General features: G+C 58.7%; 16 protein-coding genes. 9 read left to right on the forward strand and 7 right to left on the reverse strand.

Translation table 11 applies throughout. The features are described 5' to 3' along the window. Positions 1–13 precede the first annotated feature (13 nt). Entirely contained in the window at positions 14–2440 is a 2427-nt protein-coding gene (locus J0X19_RS10120; RefSeq protein WP_206984238.1) for an MG2 domain-containing protein, read from the forward strand. 161 nt (positions 2441–2601) lie between these two features. Continuing rightward, positions 2602–5490: a DNA polymerase I gene (gene polA / locus J0X19_RS10125; RefSeq protein ID WP_206984239.1), complete on the forward strand. Its 2889-nt coding sequence runs from the start codon at positions 2602–2604 to the stop codon at positions 5488–5490. A gap of 157 nt (positions 5491–5647) precedes the next feature. Here polA and J0X19_RS10130 read toward each other — a convergent pair whose 3' ends face one another. Further along, a complete protein-coding gene (locus J0X19_RS10130; RefSeq protein WP_206984240.1) occupies positions 5648–6580 on the reverse strand; it encodes a class I SAM-dependent methyltransferase in 933 nt (310 codons plus the stop codon). Positions 6581–6778: 198 nt separating this feature from the next. Here J0X19_RS10130 and J0X19_RS10135 point away from each other — a divergent pair, with 198 nt between their 5' ends. After that, complete coding sequence (locus tag J0X19_RS10135) at positions 6779–7789, forward strand: YpdA family putative bacillithiol disulfide reductase (RefSeq protein ID WP_206984241.1); 1011 nt, start codon at positions 6779–6781, stop codon at positions 7787–7789. Positions 7790–7859: 70 nt separating this feature from the next. Here J0X19_RS10135 and J0X19_RS10140 read toward each other — a convergent pair whose 3' ends face one another. From J0X19_RS10140 to J0X19_RS10150, 3 genes are all read right to left on the reverse strand, one after another. After that, positions 7860–9305, reverse strand: a complete 1446-nt coding sequence (locus J0X19_RS10140; protein ID WP_206984242.1) for an SGNH/GDSL hydrolase family protein — start codon at positions 9303–9305, stop codon at positions 7860–7862. A 20-nt stretch (positions 9306–9325) separates the two neighbouring features. Continuing rightward, entirely contained in the window at positions 9326–10573 is a 1248-nt protein-coding gene (locus tag J0X19_RS10145; RefSeq protein ID WP_206984243.1) for an OmpP1/FadL family transporter, read from the reverse strand. A gap of 177 nt (positions 10574–10750) precedes the next feature. Next, positions 10751–11566, reverse strand: a complete 816-nt coding sequence (locus J0X19_RS10150; RefSeq protein ID WP_206984244.1) for a cyanophycinase — start codon at positions 11564–11566, stop codon at positions 10751–10753. Between the two features lie 335 nt (positions 11567–11901). Between J0X19_RS10150 and mgtE the strand changes: the two genes are divergently transcribed. The 3 genes from mgtE to J0X19_RS10165 all read left to right on the forward strand — a co-directional run bounded on the left by mgtE (position 11902) and on the right by J0X19_RS10165 (position 15098). Continuing rightward, on the forward strand, positions 11902–13287 hold the full coding sequence (mgtE, locus tag J0X19_RS10155; RefSeq protein WP_206984245.1) for a magnesium transporter: 1386 nt from the start codon (positions 11902–11904) through the stop codon (positions 13285–13287). Positions 13288–13407: 120 nt separating this feature from the next. Then, on the forward strand, positions 13408–14325 hold the full coding sequence (locus J0X19_RS10160; RefSeq protein ID WP_206984246.1) for a magnesium transporter CorA family protein: 918 nt from the start codon (positions 13408–13410) through the stop codon (positions 14323–14325). A gap of 41 nt (positions 14326–14366) precedes the next feature. Further along, positions 14367–15098 (forward strand): hypothetical protein, encoded by a 732-nt coding sequence (locus tag J0X19_RS10165; RefSeq protein ID WP_206984247.1) that lies wholly within the window; start codon positions 14367–14369, stop codon positions 15096–15098. A 117-nt stretch (positions 15099–15215) separates the two neighbouring features. Here the strand turns inward: J0X19_RS10165 and arfB are convergent, their stop codons facing one another. Further along, a complete protein-coding gene (gene arfB, locus J0X19_RS10170; RefSeq protein WP_206984248.1) occupies positions 15216–15623 on the reverse strand; it encodes an alternative ribosome rescue aminoacyl-tRNA hydrolase ArfB in 408 nt (135 codons plus the stop codon). A 42-nt stretch (positions 15624–15665) separates the two neighbouring features. Continuing rightward, positions 15666–16094 carry a hypothetical protein gene (locus J0X19_RS10175; RefSeq protein WP_206984249.1) on the reverse strand — a complete coding sequence of 143 codons (429 nt, stop codon included), beginning with the start codon at positions 16092–16094 and terminating at the stop codon, positions 15666–15668. A 405-nt stretch (positions 16095–16499) separates the two neighbouring features. Between J0X19_RS10175 and J0X19_RS10180 the strand changes: the two genes are divergently transcribed. Together J0X19_RS10180 and J0X19_RS10185 are read left to right on the forward strand one after the other, a co-directional pair. Further along, a complete protein-coding gene (locus tag J0X19_RS10180) occupies positions 16500–18554 on the forward strand; it encodes a M13 family metallopeptidase (protein ID WP_206984250.1) in 2055 nt (684 codons plus the stop codon). A gap of 204 nt (positions 18555–18758) precedes the next feature. Then, positions 18759–20510, forward strand: a complete 1752-nt coding sequence (locus tag J0X19_RS10185) for a rhamnogalacturonan lyase family protein (RefSeq protein ID WP_206984251.1) — start codon at positions 18759–18761, stop codon at positions 20508–20510. On the opposite strand, the gene J0X19_RS10190 is transcribed toward J0X19_RS10185, so the two are convergent. Then, entirely contained in the window at positions 20507–21025 is a 519-nt protein-coding gene (locus tag J0X19_RS10190) for a nuclear transport factor 2 family protein (RefSeq protein WP_206984252.1), read from the reverse strand. The two genes, J0X19_RS10185 and J0X19_RS10190, sit on opposite strands and share 4 nt — an antisense overlap. 244 nt (positions 21026–21269) lie before the next feature. Between J0X19_RS10190 and J0X19_RS10195 the strand changes: the two genes are divergently transcribed. Then, the gene (locus tag J0X19_RS10195; protein ID WP_206984253.1) at positions 21270–21986 is read left to right on the forward strand and encodes a head GIN domain-containing protein; all 717 of its coding nucleotides are present in this window, start codon (positions 21270–21272) and stop codon (positions 21984–21986) included. The last annotated feature ends 103 nt before the right edge of the window (positions 21987–22089 follow it).

The following is a 22089-nucleotide window of genomic DNA, read 5'->3' on the forward strand; positions in this document are numbered from 1 at the left end:
CTATTGCACTCATATGGCCTCATTTACAGCCAAAACTACCGGCCGTGCTGCCTGCCTGGGGCTGCTTCTCACACTGGGAGCCACCACCCAAGTGGCAGCGCAGGCACCTTCTGATTCGCTAGGTGGGCTGGCCAGCCGATTTGGCCGCTACCAGCGGGCAGCCCTGCCCGAGAAGCTGTTTCTGCACCTCGACCGGCCTTTGTACACCAGTGGCGAAACTATGTGGTTTAAGGTGTACGCTGTGGAAGGCACTCACGCCCAGCCATTGGCGCTGAGCAAGGTAGCGTACGTGGAAGTGCTCGACAAAGAGAACCGAGCGGTTTTGCAGGCAAAAGTACCGTTGAAAGATGCCACTGGGCAGGGCTCTTTCGCGTTGCCTGCTACGCTGGCCTCCGGCGCTTACACGGTGCGGGCTTACACCAACTGGATGAAAAACTTCGGCCCGGATTATTTCTTCCACAGTTCCATAACGGTGCTCAACACCTTCACCGCCTCAGGCACAGTGGCTGGCAAGGACTCGGCAACATACGAGGTGCAGTTTTTTCCGGAGGGCGGCAATTTGGTGCAAAGCCTTGCCAGCAAAGTAGCTTTCAAGGTTACGAGCCGCACTGGTAAAGGTGTAGCGGCCGAGGGCAAGTTGCTAACCCAAAGCGGGGCGGTAGTAGCCAGCTTCAAAACGCTACGCCTAGGCATGGGAAGCTTCAGCTTCACGCCGGAAGCTGGCCAGACGTATACCGCGGTAATTACACCCGCCAAAGCGCCGACCATCAAACGTTCGTTACCACGGGTGTTCGAGCAGGGCTATGTGATGCGCTTGGAAAACAGCAGCCCCGATACCCTTACGTTCACCGTCAGCACCACGAAAGCGCAGTCGGAAACCTTATACCTGCTAGGCCATGCCCGGCAGCAGGTATTGGTAACCGCCCGCACCCAAACCACCAACGGCCGCGCCAGCTTCACTGTCAGCAAGAAACAGCTGCTTGATGGTATTTCGCATTTCACCCTGTTTAGTGCCGACCACAAGCCGTTATGTGAGCGGCTGTATTTCCAACAACCCACCGGCCAGCTTGCCATTGCCGCCCGCCCCGATAAAGGCCAGTACGCTAGCCGCAACAAAGTGAGCGTGCAAGTAGCCACAACGGGTTTGGGTGCTCAGCCGCTAGGCGCCAACCTGTCGATGGCCGTGTACCGGCTGGATTCTCTGACTTCCAGCGCGGCAGCTGATATCAACAGCTACCTATGGCTGACGTCGGATTTACGCGGCCGGATTGAGAATCCGGAATATTATTTTACGGCCAATGCCCCGGATGCTGAAGCCGCCGCCGACAACCTGATGCTGACCCAGGGCTGGAGTCGGTTCCGGTGGGAAAATATCCTAACCGATTCCGCTACCACCTTCGCGTATCTGCCCGAACTGAACGCGCCGTTGCTACGGGCGCGGCTGATGGCCCCCGAATCCAAGAAACCAGCAGGTGGCGTTATTGCTTATCTATCGGCTCCGAGCCGCATTATCCGGTTGAACAACGCCCGCACTGATGCCACCGGCCTAGCGCAGTTCGAGTTGGATAATTTTTATGGCGCGCAGGATGTGGTGCTTCAAACCAACCCGCGGCAAGACAGCACCAGCCGATTTGAAATCCTCTCGCCTTTTACCAACCAATTCGGTACGTTCAAGCCCACGCTATTCTCAACAAATCCCCGGTTTCAGGCTGACTACGCCAAACGCCATTTCCAGACCCAGGTACAAGCCACGTATGCCCGTAGCTTCAAGGCGCCACCGCTGCCCAAGGCAGTTGCCGTCGACAGCTCGGCATTTTACGGCAAGCCCGACGAAACGTATTTTCTGGATAAATACACCCGCTTCAAGGTATTAGAAGAAGTGATGCGCGAGTACGTGCCTGGCGTGGTGGTCCGCATCCGGAAGGACGGCTTTCATTTTCTGGTGGTTGATAAAACCAACAAAACCATACTCACCGAAAATCCCATGGTGCTGCTGGATGGCGTACCCGTGTTCAACCTCAATAAGATGATGGCCATGGACCCGCTGAAAATCCAGAAGCTGGAGGTGATTGACAGCCGCTACTTCCATGGCTGGATGATGTACGAGGGCTTGGTAAGTTACACCACCTACAAAGGCGACCTGGAAGGCTTCCCACTCGACCCACGGGTGCTGGTGCAGCGTTACGAAGGCCTGCAAGAGCACCGCGAGTTTTACGCCCCCCGCTACGACACGCCCGAAGCCCGCCAAAGCCGCCTCCCCGACCTGCGCAACCTGCTCTACTGGAACCCCAACGTAACGACCACCAGCACCGTACCGGCTACGCTGGATTTCTATACCGGCGACCAGGCGGGACGTTATATAGTGGTACTTCAAGGCCTCTCCCAAACTGGGCTGGCCGGCAGCAGCAGTTTCACGTTCGAGGTCAAGCAGGCCCTGTAACTACTGTGTCCATATAGCACTCATAAGCCGTTGCCGAAGCAATTCAGCAACGGCTTTTGTACGTCAGCTGCATTTTGCCACTCTTCTTGCTTGTTGTTTGTTGTCTATACCCGTAGAGGAGTAATCAAGTCTATTGTACCTGCCTCCGTACCTTCGCCTCCATGACCGATACCGCCGCCAACCAGCCCCACAAGCTTTTCCTGCTCGACGCTTTTGCTCTCATCTACCGCGCCCATTTTGCGTTCAGCAAGAACCCGCGTGTCAACTCCAAGGGCCTCAACACCGGGGCCATTCTGGGCTTCACCAACACGCTGGTGGAGGTGTTGCAGAAGGAAAAGCCCACGCATATCGGGGTAGCCTTCGATGCTCAGAAAAAGACCTTCCGCCACGAGCAGTTTGCCGACTACAAGGCCCAGCGCCAGGCCATGCCCGAGGATATTGGGCTGGCCATTCCGTATATCAAAAAGATTATCAAGGCCTTCAACATCCCAATTCTGGTGGTAGATGGGTTCGAGGCCGACGACGTAATTGGCACGTTGGCGCGCCGGGCCGAGGCCCAGGGCTTTGGCGAGGTGTTCATGATGACGCCCGACAAAGACTACTGCCAATTGGTAACCGACTGCGTGAAAATCTACCGGCCGGCCTTTATGGGCAATGCCGCCGAAGTGCTCGACGTGGCGCACGTGCTGCAACGCTTCGAGATTGAGCGGCCCGAGCAGGTTATCGACATTCTGGGCCTCCAGGGTGACGCCTCCGACAACATTCCCGGCATTCCTGGCATTGGCGAGAAGACCGCCAAAACGCTGATTCAGAAGTACGGCTCCGTCGAAAACCTGATTGCCAACGTGGACGAGCTGAAAGGCAAGCAGCAGGAAAACGTGCGCAATTTCGCCGAGCAGGGTTTGATGAGCAAGGAGCTGGCCACCATTCACCTGGATGTGCCCATTGAGTTCGAGGCCGACAAGTTGGTGCTCGACAAGCCCAACGAAGACGAACTGCGCCAGCTATTCGACGACCTGGAGTTTCGGCAGCTGGCCGCCCGCGTGTTGGGCGGGGGCAGCGCAGCCGGCGTGAGCAGCACCGCTGCCCCTACCCCGCGCGGGGCCCGCCGGCCTAAGGTCACGGAAGGCCAGGGCAGCCTGTTCGGCAGCAGCTCTGATGCCGCCGTGGCCAGTGGCGCCGAAGAAGGCGAAACGGGCAGTTTCGGGGCTCCCGCCGGGCCGCGCCTCACCCTCGCCGACGTGCCGCACCAGTACCACCTCATCGACTCGCCCGAGCTGCGCAAGTCGTTGCTGGAGTTTCTGTTGCAGCAAACCGAAGTCAGCTTCGACACCGAAACCACCGGCCTAGATACCATGACGGCCCGGCTGGTGGGCCTCTCCTTCTGCTGGCTGCCCGGCGAGGCCTACTACGTGCCGGTCCCGCACGACGACCACGCCGCCGCGCAGGCCCTGATAGATGAATTCCGGCCGTTTTTCGACGCCAAAGGCACCCTTAAAATCGGGCAGAACATCAAGTATGACCTCACCATTCTGCGCCACTACCAGGTGGAGGTGGAAGGGCCGCTCTTTGATACCATGCTGGCCCACTACCTGCTGGAGCCCGACATGCGCCACAACATGGACGTGCTGGCCGAAACCTACCTGCACTACACGCCCGTCAGCATTATCTCGCTCATCGGCCCGAAAGGCAAAAACCAGAAAACCATGGCTGACCTCCCCCCCGCGGAGGTGTCGGACTACGCCTGCGAGGACGCCGACGTAACGTTGCAGCTCAAGCACGTATTCGAGCCGCTGTTGAAGGAGGTAGGCTTGCTGGACTTGCTGAACGAGGTGGAAAACCCGCTGGTACCGGTACTATCGGCTATTGAGTACGAGGGCGTGAAGATTGATTCCGGAGCAATGGGCGAATATTCCGCCGAGTTGCAAGGCTACATCCAAGAAATCGAGCAGCAGATTTTCACGGCGGCGGGTCAGGAGTTCAACATTGGCTCACCCAAGCAGCTGGGCGAAATTCTGTTCGACAAGCTAGGTTTGGGCGGCGGCAAAATCAAGAAAACCAAAACCGGCCAGTACGCCACCGGCGAGGAAGTGCTGAGCGTGCTAGCCGCCGATAACCCCGTGGCCGGCCTGATTCTGGAACACCGCCAGCTCACCAAGCTGCGCAGTACCTACGTGGAAGCCCTGCCCCAGCTGGTGTGTGAGCTGGACGGCCGCGTACACACCAGCTTCAACCAGGCCGTAACCGCCACCGGCCGCCTGAGTAGCACCAACCCCAACCTCCAAAACATCCCCATCCGCACCGAAAAAGGCCGCGAAATCCGCAAAGCCTTCGTGCCCCGCGACGAGAACCATGTGCTGCTCGCCGCTGACTACTCACAAGTGGAGCTGCGCATCATGGCCGACTTCTCGGGCGACAAAACCATGATTGAAGCCTTCCGCCAGGGCCTCGATATTCACACCAGCACGGCTAGCAAAGTATTTCACGTGCCACTGGCGGAAGTGGACGGCGAGATGCGGCGCAAAGCCAAAACCGTGAACTTTGGCATCATCTACGGCATTTCGGCCTTCGGGCTGGCGCAGCGCATCGGCATCAGCCGCAAAGAGGCCACCGAAATCATCGATACCTATTTCCAGGAGTTTTCGTCGGTGAAGCAGTTCATGGACGACAGCATCAACAAGGCGCGGGAGCTGGAATACGCCACCACGCTGCTGGGCCGCCGCCGCTACCTGCGCGACATCAACTCGCGCAACGCCACGCTACGCGGCTACACCGAGCGCAACGCCATCAACGCCCCCATCCAGGGCACGGCGGCCGACATCATCAAGAAGGCCATGATCAACATTCATGACTGGCTGCTCCAGGAAAAGCTCGGCACCAAAATGATCCTGCAAGTACATGACGAACTGGTATTCGACGCTGTGCGAGAGGAAATCGAGTACATCACGCCCAAAATCAAGGAGCTGATGGCTACTGCCTTACTACTACCGCACGGCGTGCCCCTGGAAGTGGAAGTAGGCACCGGCCGCAACTGGTTGCAGGCGCATTAAAAGTCCATCCAAGCAGGTTCTGTCATTCCGACGAAGGAGGAATCTGGGTATAATCGTTAACCGACTTTAACTCAGATTCCTCCTTCGTCGGAATGACAGAACCTGCTTGGATAGGCACTGACGACCAAAGAAAAGGCGGAAGCTCGAATTAAAACGCTTAGCTCAACTTCCCGTTTTTGGCTACCACAAACATTCGGTCGCCGAAGCGGCCGGTGGCTTGGTTGAGCAGGTAGGTGGGGTATTGGCCCAGCAGCTTGCCGGCTTGCTCCACGGGGTTGCCACCCAACCGAATCTGCTGGGGCTTCTTCACGGGGTTCAACAAATCCACCACCTCAAAGCCGTGCTTGGCCAGCATCTTCCGGATGGTGGTCGGCGTGAATTCGTAGAGGTGATAGGGCGGCAAATCCATGCGGCGCTGCCGGCCCAGCAAGCTGTAGAGCGCAAAACCGGCCCGCATGCTGGGCAGGTTGAGCACGCTGGGCAGGGCCAGCACCAGCAACCCGCCGGGCGCCAGAATGTGCCGGAACTTGGCAATGGTGGCCGAGGGTGACAACAGGTGTTCAAGCACGTCGCCGAGGTAGGCCAGGTCGAACTGACTTTCGTGGAAATCCTCGGCGGTTTCGATGTTGCCGGTTACCACGGGCAAGCCGAGCTGCGTACGGGCAAACTCGGCGGCGTGGGCTGATATTTCAAGGCCGTGCGTTTCCCAGCCCAGGCTTTGCAGGCTCTTGAGCGTGTAGCCCGGTCCGCAGCCCACTTCCAGGTAGCGAAAGTGTCGGCCGGGGTAGTGGCGCAGCATATAGTCGGTGAACTTATCGGCGCGGGGCTTGCTCAAATCCAGCGCGGCTCCTTCATCGATAAACTTCTGGTCCTGAATAGTCCGGTCGTAGTTGGGGCGCTCCGTGAAATACTCTTTGCCGTAGAGCCGCTCCAGCTGCGCGGGCGTGGGTTGCGGGTCCAGGAACACCAGCTCACACTGTTGACACTGCACGCCTTGTAGGCGCTGTCCTTCCAGGGTGTAGTAGAAAGGGCGCGGCCGAAATTCGGTATGCCCGCATAAATCACAAGTGCGCATAGTGCTCGAAATCAAATCAGGAAGCAAGTTCGCACTTATCCCCGAAACCCGTAGGTGGGCTTTCACTGTTTAACTAGCTGGCAGCGCGGCATTATACTATGGCCTGAGTTAGCCAGCGTAACAGCGGCGGCAGCTTTCCGCCGTACTTGCCGTGTTAAGGGCGTTTGCTGCTTTGTTGGGCAGCATTTTCACTGGATTCTAAAAGGTTGATATATGGTTGACGTAGTTGTAATTGGAGCTGGTCCGGTAGGGCTGGCGTGCGCGCTGGAAGTGCAGCGGCACGGACTGACGGCAGTAGTAGTAGACAAAGGCGCTTTGGTGAATTCTATCATCGGGTATCCCACCAATATGGAGTTCTTTTCTACGCCTGAGCTGCTGGAAATTGGCGGGCACCCCTTCCCGACCAGCAGCTACAAGCCCCTGCGCGAAGACGGCCTCGACTATTACCGCCGCGTAGCCCAGACCGAAAACCTGAAACTACGCCTCTACGAGCGGGTGACGGGCCTGGAAGGTGAAGCAGGAAACTACGAAGTGGTAACCGAAAAAGACCGAATAGCCTGCGCCAGCGTCATTATTGCCACCGGCTTTTACGACGTACCGAACTACCTGAACGCACCAGGTGAAGATCTGCCCCACGTCAACCATTATTATAAAGAGCCCTACGCCCACGTCGACCAAGATGTGGTGGTGGTAGGGGCCAAGAATTCCTCGGCCAAGGCGGCTTTGCAGCTGCTGCGCGCCGGAGCCCGCGTAACGATGGTGGTACGGGGTCCGGAAATCAGCAACTCGGTGAAGTACTGGATTCGGCCCGACCTGCTGAACCGCATCAAGGAAGGCCGCATTAAGGTGCACTTCAATGCTACAATCCAGCGTATCCTCACCGATTCTGTCAAGCTCGACACACCCGATGGCCCACTCACGGTGCCAGCCGACTACGTGTATGCCCTCACCGGCTACCACCCCGACTTTTCGTTGCTAGCAGCCCTCGGCATCACCTGCCAAACCGACGCTGCCCAAACCCCCACTCACGACGCCGACACGCTGGAAACCAACCGGCCCGGTGTGTACCTGGCGGGCACCGTGTGCGGCGGCCTGAACACCAGCCGCTGGTTTATCGAGAATGGCCGCTACCATGCCCAGGTAATTGCCGCCCGGCTAGCGGGTGAGGCGGCACCCACTTTACCCGAAGTATTGCAGCCCGTGCAGCTCACGCCGCAGTCGTAAGAATCACTAAAAGCAAAACCCCTCATCCGGTAGCCAGATGAGGGGTTTTAGAAAAGCTAGCATTCGCTAATTACGGGAATCGGACTCCGAAATAGTCGTTCGGGTTCACCTCCGCAATTCTGGCGCCGTATTTGGCATTGATGGCCTTAATCATCTCATTGGCTACCACTGCATATCCACGAGGCGTAGGGTGCACACCATCCAACGAAAACAGGTTGCCGCTGATGAAGTTGGCCGTGTTATTCACCCCATTTGTGATGATGCCGGCCGCAGCTACTCGCGTGAAGAAAGCGTTGGCATCAAAGATGGCCAGTCCTTTCTCGTTGGCCTTTGCCGTAATTACGTTGTTGAAAGCAGTAGTGGCCGAGCGGACCGTGGCTTGCTCTGTGTCATCGAGTACCAGCGTACTTGGAATTGGGTTGCCGTTGCTTGCCCCGAATGCCTGGGTGGTATCTATACCTTGTAGTTGCAGAAATACACTCAACGTAACCACAGCTGGCAACGAAGGACGAGCCTGATTGTATACATCGCGCCATGCTTTGCCATTATTGGGCCGCCCGAACAGCGCCAGATAAGGTGAGGCCGTCAGGGTAAACAACTGGTTGCCGTTGCCGCTGGCGTCGCGGATGGTGGTAGTGGCAATAGTGCGCCGGGTAGGCGGTGTGCCCGTAAGCGACGTATTAAAGCCACCGGTGGTGATAACCACGCCGGGCACGTTGTTGGTGGTAAGCGTAGCTCTGAAAGCTGGCCCAACGGTGGTGAAGAACGGAATGTTGGTCACATCCGGAATAGTTGCTACCAAGCCTTTCGCACCGTTTGCGGTCAGAGCATTGATAACCTTGGTGTTCTTGTCAGTGAAGTCGGCTATTGGCGTCAGGAAGCTGGCGGCCGCCCCAGCCGTGGCATAGCCCAGCACATCATTGTTGCCCAGCCAGTTGGTGAAGAACGTGGGGTTTGAGGCGGCTACTCGGGCCAAATACGTTTGAGTTGCCTGCGCATCGGGCGTGATACGCTCGAAATACGGGTTGCCGGCCGTACTGCCGTAACCAACCGTTTCAATATCTGAAAGCCGGATGCCTGGCACTCCCAGGTTGTTTACGGGGTCCGTGTACTTGGTGTAAAGCGGACGGGCAGCGGTGGCTCCGGCTCTTAAGGCCAGACTGGTAGTTACGTTGGCCGTAATAGGCGAGCCAGTGCTGGTAAAACCCGTCAGGCGCAAATAACCCGAGCCATTTTCCTGCCCGGCCTGAAACAACGGCTGCACAAACTCGCCGCCGCCAGCCTGCCGAAACTGCCCGGCCAACAAGTTAGGATATGAAGTCTGCTGGCCGCTCAGATATAGGCCACCATCCGAAAAGCCCGCCGTGAGGGAGTTGCCTACGGCAATGTAGCGGGAGAAATCGGCGGAGCCGGCGCTGGGCTTCACGTCGGTTTCCAGGTCGGGCTGGCAGGCGCTAAGGCCCAAGCCCAGCAGCGCCACTAGCGGCGCAGACTTGCGAAATAGAAATGTGTTCATGGGGTGGAGACGCGGCGCGGTTAGAAGTTGTAGTTCAGGCCCAGGCCTGGAATCACAATATTGGTTTTGTAGGTACCGGCAATCCGGTCGGTGGTGCCGTTATTGAGCAATTCCTGCGCGGTTTGGGTGCGCTTCTTGATGGAAATGTACTGCCCCGATATATCCAGGCCGAACTTACCGAATGAGTAGGAGGCTCCCAGCGTACCACTAACCCGGTCGTTATCGGGCGTTTCGGGCGTTACATAGCCGTCTTTCACGGGCGTGGCATCATAGCTGCCACCGGCCCGCACGGTCAGGCCGCTGGTGAGCTTGTACTGGCCCCCTACGCGGAACGTCAGCGCATCCTGATAGTAGCGCTTCGACTCGCTGAAGGTGTTGCCGTTCACTTGCTTATCGAAGTCGAAACGCAACACGCGGTATGCACTCCACTGTACAAAGTTTACATCCAACCCAATAGTCAGGTTCTCGTTGGGCATAACGCCGATACCGAGGCTGGTGGTAGCTGGTAGCGGCAGGGAGGCATCAAATTTGGTTGCTTCGAAGCGCGAGGCAAAACTGGACGATATATTGGAGAAGGTTACGTCGCCACCTTTCACCTGTGCATCAATCTTGGAGCGGTGACTGATACCAACGCTCAGCTTCTCCGACGGCTTGAAGAAAATACCAGCATTATAGCCCAGCTTTTTTTCGGCTTTGCCATCCAGCTCGATGTGGCCAAACGAATCGGGCAGCGCAATGTCGCGTTGCAGGTTCACTGCGCCATACGCCAGAATCATCAGGCCCGCCCCGATGCTCAGCTTATCGGTAATGGCGTAGCTGAAGGTAGGCTGTACGTAAATGGACTCCAGCGTAATATCCGTTAGAGAAGTGCGGCCTTCCCAGCCATTGGCGTATTGCAGCTTGCTACCGAACGGCGTATACACTGCAATACCAGCCCGGAACTTGCCTTCGGCCGGACCAAACCCAGCGTATAAGTTGAACGGCGTAACGGTGCTGTTGCGCAACTCCCGCTGCTGGCTACCACCTTCGGCCACATACGCATTGCGGGCCAGCGTGAAATTGACGCCCACTTGCACGCCCCGGTCGCGCACCATGGCCAGGGCTCCAGGATTGTAAAACATGGCGGCCTGGTCGAGCGACAGACCCACCCCGACGCCGCCCATGCCGTTGTTTTTTTGCCCGGCCAGCGTCACCTGATAACCACCTGCTGAGGCTACCGTTGCGGACAGCAACGCGCCTCCCGCAAGGAGTAAAATTTTAGAGTCCATAAAAACAAGAAATGGGTGAGAATTGGGGACTGAGGGATTAAATGTATGCGAAAAAAGCAATAATTAGTAGGCTTGCCTAACAAATTTCGACAAGATTTTAGGCACTACAATTACCAAGTGAGTAAGTACTTAATTAACAGCATTTTGCCGCAGTATAGTGCAAGTTATATTGTTATTTCACACCTTTACAATCTGCCGTGTATGCAAATCCAGCTGCTGGCCGGCTACCAGCAAGTGCACACGCAAATCTTGGCCGCTTACCGGCTCGCCGCGGCCGGCCCGCCCGATGTTGTTGCTTTGCAAGTGGTTGCCATCCACCACTATCATGAGGCCGTCGCCAAATACTTCGGCCACGGCCCCGCCCCGCACAATGATGCCGGTTTCCTCGGACAGCCCCAGGCCCAGGTAACTAGGATGCGCCAGCAGGGCGTGCATCAGGCGCCCGAAACGGCCCCGCTCCACAAAATGCTGGTCGATGAACAGGTTGGGTAGCAGCCCCAGGCCGCGCATCGTTTGGATGCCGCCTTTGCGCATGGCCCGCCAGCCGTAGCCTTCCACCAGCATGTGGCCGGGCAAGGCGGCCGCGCCGGCACTGGTACCCGATATGATGAAGCTGGCCTCGGTTTGAAAGCGGTGCTGGAGCTGCTTGAGAAACTCGGTGCCGCGCAGGTATTCCGCAATTCGCTCCTGGTCGCCGCCGGTGAAAAATACCAGGCCGGCCCGGCTTAGCCGGCGCAGGGTGGCCGGCGCGTCGGCGGGGTGGTGCTCGTTCACGGGTAAGTGCCGGACGGCGGTGCAGCCCAAATCGTGGAAGGCTTTTTCGTAGGCCCCGGCGGTGCGGGAGGGGTTGCTGGAGGCCGTAGTCAGGATTTCGACCGGCGTATCCAGCGTGGGCAGCATGTCGCAGAGCAGGGCGAGCAGGGCATCGTCGTCGCCGCCACCGAGGGCAACAAGAGTGCCGAGGGGCAAAGCAGCAGGCGTTGGTTGGGGCATGAGTAGCGCGAAGAGGACGCTCAAATGTACGGGCCGCCGCAATTTTTGGCTGGTACAAAAACAGTCCTGTCTGCACTTCGACCCTAAAAGCCCTGTAAACCGGTTGGCGGCAGCGCGCTGGTAAGCCTAGCGAAGAACGGTGGCTTGGCATGTTACGCCAACTTTACTCACGTGTTATCCATTTTGCACGGTGCAGCTTCGGCCTTGGCAACCGCACGAAACAGAACAGCTATTTTTCTAGTACAGTGCGGTTGAGCCATGGAATCCGGCTATTTTTGCGCGCCGTTTCAATCACCAATTCCCCTTGCCTAGCGAGACACTGCCCTTCTACTTACATGAATCAGCATCCGACCACCGACCACATCACGTCCCTGATTCAGGAGGGCGAGTTTTTCAAACTCAAAGAACTCCTCAAGCTTTATGAACCGGCCGAGTTGGTGGAGCTGATTGAGGAAGAAGAAGAACGGGAGCAACTAATTATTTTTCGGCTGCTGCCGCTGCGGCTGGCCACGCAGGTATTCGAGTATCTGGACCTGGAAGTGCAAAAACACTTCCTGACCAACCTGACGCAGGAGAAAATCACCAACATCCTCAACGAAATGTCGCCCGACGACCGGACGGCGCTGCTGGAATTTCTGCCCGACGAGCTGGTGCGGGAGCTGATTCAGACGCTGTCGGAGTCGGAGCGCAAGGTGACGCTGGAGCTGCTGGGCTACCCCGAGTACTCGGTGGGCCGCCTAATGACGCCCGACTACATTGCCATTCGGGAAAACTGGACGGTGCAGCAGGTGTTCGACTACATCCGGCGGCACGGCGGCCAGTCGGAAACGCTGAGCATGCTCTACGTGACGGATGGGCGAGGCGTACTCATCGACGACATCCGAATTCGGGAACTGCTGCTGGCCGACCCGCAGAAACAGGTGCGCGAGCTGATGGACCACCGCTACGTGTCGCTCAGGGCCATGCAGGACCAGGAAGAGGCCATCGACGTGTTCCGGCGCAACGACCGGGGCGCCCTGCCCGTGGTGAACGACGAAGGCGTACTGTTCGGCATCGTGACGATTGACGACATTCTGGATATCCGGGAAGAAGAAGACACCGAGGACATTCAGAAGCTCGGGGGCTCGGAGGCGCTCGACGAGCCGTATTTGGCCACGTCCATCTGGAGCATGGTGAAAAAGCGGGCCGGCTGGCTGGTGATTCTGCTCATCGGCGAAATGCTGACCACCTCGGCCATGCACCACTTCGAGGACGACTTGCAGAAGGCCGCCGTGCTGGGCTTGTTTATTCCGCTTATTATTTCGGCGGGTGGCAATGCGGGTTCCCAGGCCACTTCGCTCATTATCCGGGCTATGAGTTTGGGCGAGTTTACACTCAGCGACTGGTGGCTGGTACTGCGCCGCGAAATTCAGTCGGGCTTGCTGCTGGGCTTGATTCTGGGCGTAGTGGGGTCGTTCCGCATCGTGCTGTGGGCCACTGTAGTTGACCCTGGTTATTTCGGTCAATACTGGCAGCTGATTGCTATTACGGTGGGTTTCTCGCTGCTGGGCATTGTGCTGTGGGGCGCGCTGGCCGGGGCCATGCTGCCCATGCTGCTCAAGCGCCTGGGCCTCGACCCGGCCACGGCTTCGGCCCCCTTCGTGGCTACGCTGGTGGACGTAACCGGCCTGATTATCTACTTCTCGGTGGCTACTATGGTGCTGCGCGGCACGCTACTGTAGTTATTTTGGCTGTTAGCTGCTGGCTGTTAGCGAGTGGCTTTCTCTTCCCGTAAGCTAGCCGTTAGCCTTCTGTTGAACGTAAGCCAACAGCTACTAGCCAATAGCTAGCAGCTAACAGCAATGACTGAAACCCTTCTCACGCGCCAGGAAGCCGATTTTGCTTGGCTTGATATTACCGGCCCTACCGCCGCTGAGCTGCAAGCCGTAGCCGAAGAATACGACTTGCCCGACTCTTTGGTGCTGGACTGCCTGGAGCCAACCCACCTGCCCAAGTTCGAATCGACTAACGGCTTGAACTTCGTGATTCTGCGCGTGTTCAGCATGCCCGAAAGCACCCAGGCCGATACCATTCAGGAGTTGAGCACCAAGATTGCCATCTTCTACTCCTCGAAGTACCTGATTACGGTGCATCGGCGGCCGCACCCGGTGTTGAGCGCCCTCAAGAATATAGCGCGGGCCCCCGGCGAAGAGTGCGACTCGCCAGTGGAAGTGGCCATTCATATCGTGCGCTACGCCCTCAATAGCTACGTGCAGCCCGCCCTGACGCTCACCAAGGAACTGGATGATTACGAGGCTGAAATCTTTCTGAAGCAGGAAGTGCCCAACGCCTTGCAGGGTTTGTACTTTCTGAAACGCAAAGCCTCGGCCGCCAAGCAGCTGCTGCTCCTCACCCGCGACATTCTGATCATGCTGCGGCGGCAAACGGCGGCCAACACCAACGACAGCACGCTGCTGCAAGACACCCAGGATTTGCAGGTGAAAGTGGAAACCATGTACCAGCAGCTGGATGGCGGCGCTACCAACCTCATGAACCTGTACCTGTCGTTGTCGTCGCAGCGGACCAACGAGGCCATGCGGGTACTCACGGTGTTTTCGGCGTTTTTCCTGCCGCTTACCTTCATTGCCGGTATCTACGGCATGAATTTCCAGCACATGCCGGAGCTTACCTGGCGGCTGGGCTACCCCATTGCCATGGTGAGTATGGTGGTCATATCGGTGGGTATCTACATCTGGTTCAAGCGCAAAGGCTGGATTTAAAAGAATGGGTGACTGAATGATTGAGTGATTGAATGAAGCCTATGCCGCACTTCAACTTTCTGCGCTGCGTTTCCGGCTGGCCTGGCTTGCTGCCGGTGGCGGCCAGCACGTTGCTAACGGGCTGCGCGGCGGTGGGGCGCCTACCCACGCTGGAGCCCGGCGACTACCAGTTTTTCCGCACCAACGACCCTGCTTTAGCGGCTACGGTAGGCCGGGACCGGGCTTTGTACGTGGAGCAAAAGCACGATTCGCTGACGTTCTTGGCGCAGCCGGCAGGCGGCGCGGCGCGGCAGTTCAGCTACGCGGTGCGCCGGGGCAAGCACGTGATTCTGCTGGACCGCAAGTTCGACCTCGACGTTTTCACGATTCCCTTCAAGGCCCGTCCGCCGCAGGGCCCGGTGCCGGTGCAGCTCAACACCAACTTCAACGCGGCCCTGTACTTTGGGCGGCGACTCGATTTCTACCACGTCAATAGCCGGCAGCATTTAAACGGGCGCCAGGAGCCGCAAATCCGGACGGTGGGCTTAGGCTACGGCTTGTTTACGGGCCTGGGTTCCACCATCATCAACCCCGATGTAACCAACCAGCAAACCCGCGTGGCCGAGTACGAGGGCTTTGTAGTGCACGCCGGCGCAGCCACCATCTACGATGCCCGCATCTTCAACCTGGGTCTGGCTATTGGCTTCGACCAGCTGCTGGGCCCCGACGGCCGCCACTGGCTGTACCAGCGCAAACCGTGGTTTGGGGTGCTATTCGGGTTGGATCTGAATTGAGGGGGAATGAGTGCTTGGGTGAGTGGGTGAAGAAATGATTGGATGATTATTAAATAGCTCATCGTGCATTCATCCACTCACCCAATCATCCTTTCATCCACTCACCCACTCATCCAGTCAATAATCCACCCGGCCGCGGTTGGCTTTTTTGTCGCCTTGCTTTTTCTTGGATTCCAGGCGCTGGCGCACGGCTCCTTTGCTGGGCTTGGTGGCTTTGCGGGCTTTGGGCTTGTGCAGGGCTTTGGTTAGCATTTCGTGGAATTTGCGCAGGGCCGTTTCCTTGTTGCGCAACTGGCTTCGGTCTTCCTGGGCCACTACCAGCAGTTCGCCGTCGGTGGTAAGCTTGGAAGCCAGCTTCACTTGCAGCACCTGCTTCTGTTCGTCGGTGAGCAGCTGCGACTCGGGCAGCCGGAACCGTAGCTCCACTCTAGATTCCACCTTGTTCACGTTCTGGCCGCCCGGCCCGCTGCTGCGGCTGGTTTGAAACTCTAGTTCGGGCAGAAAGTCGGCGGCGGGGGGTAGCATACCAGGCAAGTTGAATAGCGGGCGAAAGATAGTCAACCCAGCTTACAGCCGCCACAGCAGCCACCCCAGCAGGCCGCTGCGCACCGTCCAGGCCAGGGTCCGGAGCCAGTTGGTGCGCACCAGCCCATCAATGACCACGTAGTCGTAGCCGTGGGCCAGGCGGTTGTGGAACGGTACCGACACGAAGAACGTGGCCGCCCACACCAGCAGCACCAGCGCCAGCGCCCACCATACGCCCACGCCCAGCTCGCGCCCCTGCCACGCCAGCCACGCCGCCAGCGCCAGTTCCAGCACCATCGGGCCCATCACCACCCAACTAATTCGGCTGGAATGCTGCTGATGAAACGCCACAAACCTGTCGGGTGCTACTTGCGCGAAACCAGGGTAATGCACCAGCTGCACCGTCCAGATAACGCCGGTGAGGTATACGGCCAGCGTGAAGTTGAGCAGCACTAACAGCTTGAGCGACATAGGCAGTAGATAAAATGCGAATCAGGAAGCAATGGCAGCCTTTAGCTTCATACGGGCCAAGCAGCATTTCATCCTTGCTTCTTCCTGGCCAATTCAAATTGAGCTGCAACTCCAGCTCCCCTCAGATGATTCCGCGCATCAAGCAGCGGCGGCGGGATAGGGGTGGTTGCAAACCAGAAGTAGAAACTAAAGCTAGTCAGTCGTTCAACGGCCGGTCAACTACTCCTGGCCCCTCCTTACCCAAGGAGGGGAACTAGACTTTAGCCCGGCTTGAGCTGGCGCGGCCTTTCCACCCGAACTCCATGACACGGCCTTGCAACCTGTTCCGTTTACCGTGCTTCTTTCATCACTTCGGAACCAGTACTTTCACGCTTGCGCATCGTTCACTTTTCTTTCTCCCGCACAATGAATTTCTTGTTTTCTCGGCGGTGGCTGCTGGCCGCGCCGGCCGTAGCACTGGCTTTGGGTGGCTGCCAATCGGGCGGGAAGTCCGGCGCCGGCCAACCCGATTTGCTGCAAGCCAACCTCGATACCACCGTCCGCCCCGGCGACGATTTTTTCCAGTACGCCAACGGTGCGTGGCTGAAGAAACACCCCATTCCGACCTCGGAAAGCAGCTGGAGCATCGGCAAGGAAGTGCAGGACGAAGTGTACGCCCGCCTGCTGGCGCTCAACAAAGAAGCGGCCAGCGCCAACGCCGCGGCGGGGTCAACTCAGCAGAAAATCGGGGATTTTTGGGCCACCGGCATGGATTCGGTGGCGGTTGACAAGCAGGGTTTGGCTCCGCTGAAACCCGAACTGGACCGCCTGGCTGCCTTGCGCACCCCCGCCGATGTGCAGGCCGCCATTGCCCGCTTGCTGCCGCTGAACGTGAATGCGCTGCTAGGGGTAGAAATCGACCAAGACGCCAAAAACAGCGAGAAGATGGCGCTGTACCTGTACCAGGCGGGCCTGGGCCTCCCCAACCGGGACTACTACTTCAATAAAGACAAGCGCACCACCAACATCCGCAACGAGTACGGCGGCCACATCACCAAGATGCTGACGCTGCTAGGCGAAGACGCCGCCACGGCGCAGCGCCATAGCGCCCAGGTTGTAAAGCTGGAAACGGCACTGGCGGGCTCGTCGCGCAAGCTGGAAGACTTGCGCGACCCGTACGCCAACTACAACAAGATGGCCGTGGCGGACCTGAGCAAGCTCACGCCCGGCCTCGACTGGAAAGCCTGGCTCACGCAGCTGGACCTGGGTAAGGTTGATACCGTTATTGTGGGCCAGCCAGAGTTCTACCGCGAAGCCGGCCGCCTGCTGCGCACCACCCCCGTAGAAGACTGGCGCGCCTACCTGCAATGGCAGCTGCTGCACACCTACGCCGAGCGCCTCAGCACGCCCTTCGACAACGAAAACTTCCGCTTTTACGGCACCGTGCTGCAAGGCCGCAAAGAGCAGCGCGCCCGCTGGAAACGGGTGCTCGACGACGAAGAAAACGCCATGGGTGAGGCGCTGGGCCAGCTATTCGTGAAAGAGTATTTCGCGCCCGAAACCAAGGCCCGCTACGCCAAGCTCACTGAAAACGTGGTGGCCGCCTTCCGGGAGCATATTCAGGCCCTGACCTGGATGAGCGACTCCACCAAGCAAAAGGCCCTGGTGAAGCTCACCCGCATCACCCCGAAAGTAGGCTACCCCGACAACTGGAAAGACTACTCGGCCCTGGACATCAAGCGCGACTCCTATGCCGCCAACATGATGCGCGCCAACCAGTGGAACTACCGCTTCAACCTCAACAAGCTGGGCAAGCCCGTTGACCGCACCGAGTGGGGCATGAGCCCGCAGACGTACAACGCCTACTACAACCCAAGCAACAACGAAATTGTGTTGCCGGCCGCCATTTTCGCTATTCCGGGCCTCAAGGATGCCGACGCCGACGACGCCATTATCTACGGCTACGCGGGGGCCAGCACCATCGGGCACGAGCTAACCCACGGCTTTGACGACGAAGGCAGCCAGTTCGACGAGAAAGGCAACCTGCGCAACTGGTGGAGCAAGAAAGACCGGGCCGCTTTCCAGCAGCGCGTGAATGGCATCGTGCGCCAGTTCAACGGCTACACCGTGCTCGACTCCTTACACATCAATGGCAAGGCCACGGCCGGCGAAAACATTGCCGACCTGGGCGGCATCGTCATTGCCTTCGATGCCTTCAAGAAAACCGAGCAGTACAAGAAGGGTGAGAAAATAGGCGGCATCACGCCCACGCAGCGCTACTTTCTGGGGTACGCCCTCGGCTGGCAAAGCCACCAGCGTGATGAAACCCTGGCCCAGCGCATCCTCACCGACGTACATTCCCCCGCCAGCTACCGCGTAAACGGCCCCTTCGCCGACGTGCCCGCGTTCTACGAAGCCTTCAACGTAAAGCCCACCGACAAGCTCTACCGCCCCGACTCAGCCCGCGTAACGATTTGGTAGGTCGGGCAACGAGAGCTAGTAAGCTAGTTTTTGTGGAGAACAGAAAAGCCCTTGTGCCGGCCGGCACAAGGGCTTTTTGGTGACACCGTAACCAGCGTGGCAGATGGTATTGCTATTCGCCAGCCCTGACAGGCAAGTACAGGACACTTTGCCCTGCGCAAACCGATAGTATTGGTTTACCACTCTACTCCTGCCCCTGCCACCATGACCACCCGCTTCCTTATTTGCCTGCTGGCGCTTGCCCATGGGCTATCCGCCTGGGCTCAGCAAACACCTGCCGCTACCAGCCGCCCGGCCCCGCTGCCGGCTACCGTGCTCATTCCCGCATCCGACTTCTTGCAGGAGATTCCCAAGGGCAACCTCATTGCCGATGCCGACGCCCTGAAAGCGCCCTGGGTGTTCAACAACACGGCCTTGGTGCTGAAGTCGGAAACCAACCTCATGACCAAAGTGACGGTGCCCGAGGCCGGTACGTACCACCTGTACGTGCGCAGCCAGGGCGAGCGGAAGACCGGCTTCAAAGTAGCTCTCAACGACAAGGTAACTACCGCCACGTTTGGACAGGCACCGCTGAGCTGGCAGGCCGGGGGCACGTTTGAATTGCCGGCGGGTACCGTCAGCATCAAGATAACCCGCATTGACAGTGGGCCGGCGTTTGATGTGCTGGCGCTCAGTAAGAACCCCGCCCTGCGCGAAGACGACGTGCGCCCGTACCAACTGCTCGAAGATGTGCAGCTCCTGAAAAGCTACTCGATTCCGGCCTCCAACGCCGTGAAGTTCGGCGACGTAACCGGCGACGGCAAAACCGACTTTCTGGTGCTGGAGCCCGACTTTTCGGCCCACGTTTTCGACCACGACGGCCGCCAGCTGTGGAGCTACCAGGCCCCCACCGAATACACCAAGGAACGCTCGGAGTTTGAAGCGCCCGGCGTGGTCTGGGACTTCGACCAAGACGGGAAAGCCGAGGTGGTGCATTGGCGGCAGCTGGAAGGCCAGGAGTACTTGGTGGTAGCCGATGGCCGGACCGGCAAAATAAAGCGCAAAACGCCGTGGCCGACCCGGCCGCTGCCCCACGCCTACAACAACTTTCGGCTGGCCGTGGCCAAGCTGCATGCTGATGGCCCCAACGATGTGGTGGTGTTTACGGATATGGGCGGCACCATCACCATCACCGCCTATTCACCGGCCCTCAAACAGCTCTGGCAACACACCGAAACCCGCAAGAAAGACAACCTCGGCCACTATATCTACCCCGTTGACCTCAACCACGACGGCCTGGATGAGGTGCTGGTGGGCACGCTGCTGCTCGACCACAACGGCCAGGAAATCTGGAACCGGTTTGATTTGCTGCCCGACAACCACGACCACGCCGACAGCTACAAATTTGCGGACGTAAACCACGACGGCAAGCTCGACATCGTGACGGCCAACAGTGAAACCGGCGTGTTTGTGTACGAAGCCCTGACCGGCAAAATCATTTGGCAGAACACCGCCGAGCACAGCCAACAGCTGGCCGTAGGTGACTTTCTGCGGGGTGTGCCGGGCCCGCAGGTGGTGATTGGCGGGCGCACCTACGGCAACCGCGCCATTGGGGAGCCGTACCTGTCCAGCCAGCTTTACTGGTTCGACAACCAGGGTACGCTGCTGAAAAAGTGGCCCGGCAACCCCCTCAACGGCAACCCCGACTTCGTGCGCGGCAACTGGCTCGGCGACGGTTCCACGGCGCTGTTCTGGTTTAAGTTCCGCCTCAACGATGCCGGTACGGGCGAGCTGTACTTTCCCGACCCGGTGTTTCACATGTTCGATTTTATGGGCACCGGGGCCGAGCAGGTGATTACGCTGGCCCGCGGCCGGCTTGCGGTGTACGGTAGCCGCACCGCCCAAGCCCGCCGCCCCGACCTCAAGAAAAACCGCGACTACCTGAAAAGCACCGTCGTCAACCACACGCACTACTAAGCCCTATCTACAGGCAGCCGCCTGGCACTCCCGGAACCGGCGGCGGCTTTGTCGGAAGAGGCCCGGTAGTTTGCCAGTCCTTCGGCGGCCGACTTGCGCACCTTGTTTTGCAGCCAGCCCGACCAGCCCAGCAGCCAGCCGGTAGGCCCCAGCGCCTGCCGCGACCAACGCCAAAAGCTGAACTCGTCGTGGTGAGTACGAATCAGGCCATCCTGAAACGTGAAGCGGGCTTGCACGTGGTTGTGCACCGGGCGGCGGGTTTGCGAAAACGTGTAGTGCGCGTCCCAGGTGGCACTGCCTTGCTGCGCATCGGCCCGGATGTCGTTGTAGGCTAAGCGCATATCCTGCCCCCGCTCACAAAGCATGCGCCACATCTTGCCAATAGCCGGGCCCTGCAACCGGAAAATGGCATCTTCAAACGTAGCTTCGGGATGGTAGCAAGCCGCCATACCGGCATGGTCGCGGCGCTGGAAAGCCTGGTAGAAACGGTGCAGAAGCTGGTCGTGGGGGTGCATGGCAAGGCTACTTTAAAGCGGCCGAAGCACGGCCCAATCAGAAACCTAAAGCTGCACAAAAAACCGCGCCCAATGGCTTTACTTTTCAGCGCGGATTTCTTCAGGGTGTGTTTTCCCAACCAGAGGCAGGACACGTGCCAGCCGGTGCGTGAGGTTTACTTCTTTGGGCGCAGGAAGCCGGGCAACGGTTGAGCAGAAGGCTGCATCTTCCAGTACGATTCCTCACTTCAACCAACCATTTGCCATGAAAACGTTGCGCAGCCTCTTTTCCTCGCTTCTTACCGGCGCCATACTGCTGTCGGGCTTTGCCGCTACGGCCGGCCGCGAAACCCGCGAAGTTGCGGCCTTCAGCCAAGTTACGCTGGCGGGTTCGGCCACGGTAATCCTGGTGCAGGGCAGCCCTCAGAAAGTGGTGGTCGATGCAAATGACGAAGATCTTACTCACATCGAAACCACTGTCAGCAGCAGCCGGCTGCGCATCGGCACCAAGCAGGAGAAAGGCATGAGCTGGTCGAACTACAAGTTCAAAGGCCCCGTGACGGTGTACGTAACCGTACCCAGCATCAACGCCCTCACCGTAAGCGGCTCGGGCAGAATGAAGGCTGCCGACGGCGTGAAAGCCAAAGAACTGGACCTCAACGTCAGCGGCTCGGGTACGATGGAGCTTGGCCCAGTGCAGGCCGACGACCTGAAAACTACCGTGTCGGGTTCCGGCGACATTAGTATCAGCGGCGGGTCGGCTTCCCGGCAAGCTACCCGCATCAGTGGTTCCGGCAACGTGCAGGCCTCTAAGCTCCGGACGCAAAAGTGCGAAGTGCGCATCAGTGGCTCCGGCAACTGCCGCATAAACGCCACCGAAACCCTAGAGGCCAGCATTTCCGGCTCGGGCAACGTGTACGTGACGGGCGGCGCCAAAGTCAGCAGCTCCACCGCCGGCAGCGGCCGGGTTCGGCAGGAATAGGTGAGATGGTGAGGTGGTGAGGTGGTGAGATGGTGAGTTTGCTGTTCTACCTGCGCCACTTGCGCCATCGGAACAGCAAACTCACCATTTCACTATCTCACCA

Source organism: Hymenobacter telluris, assembly GCF_017313265.1.
Classification (GTDB): Bacteria; Bacteroidota; Bacteroidia; order Cytophagales; family Hymenobacteraceae; genus Hymenobacter; species Hymenobacter telluris.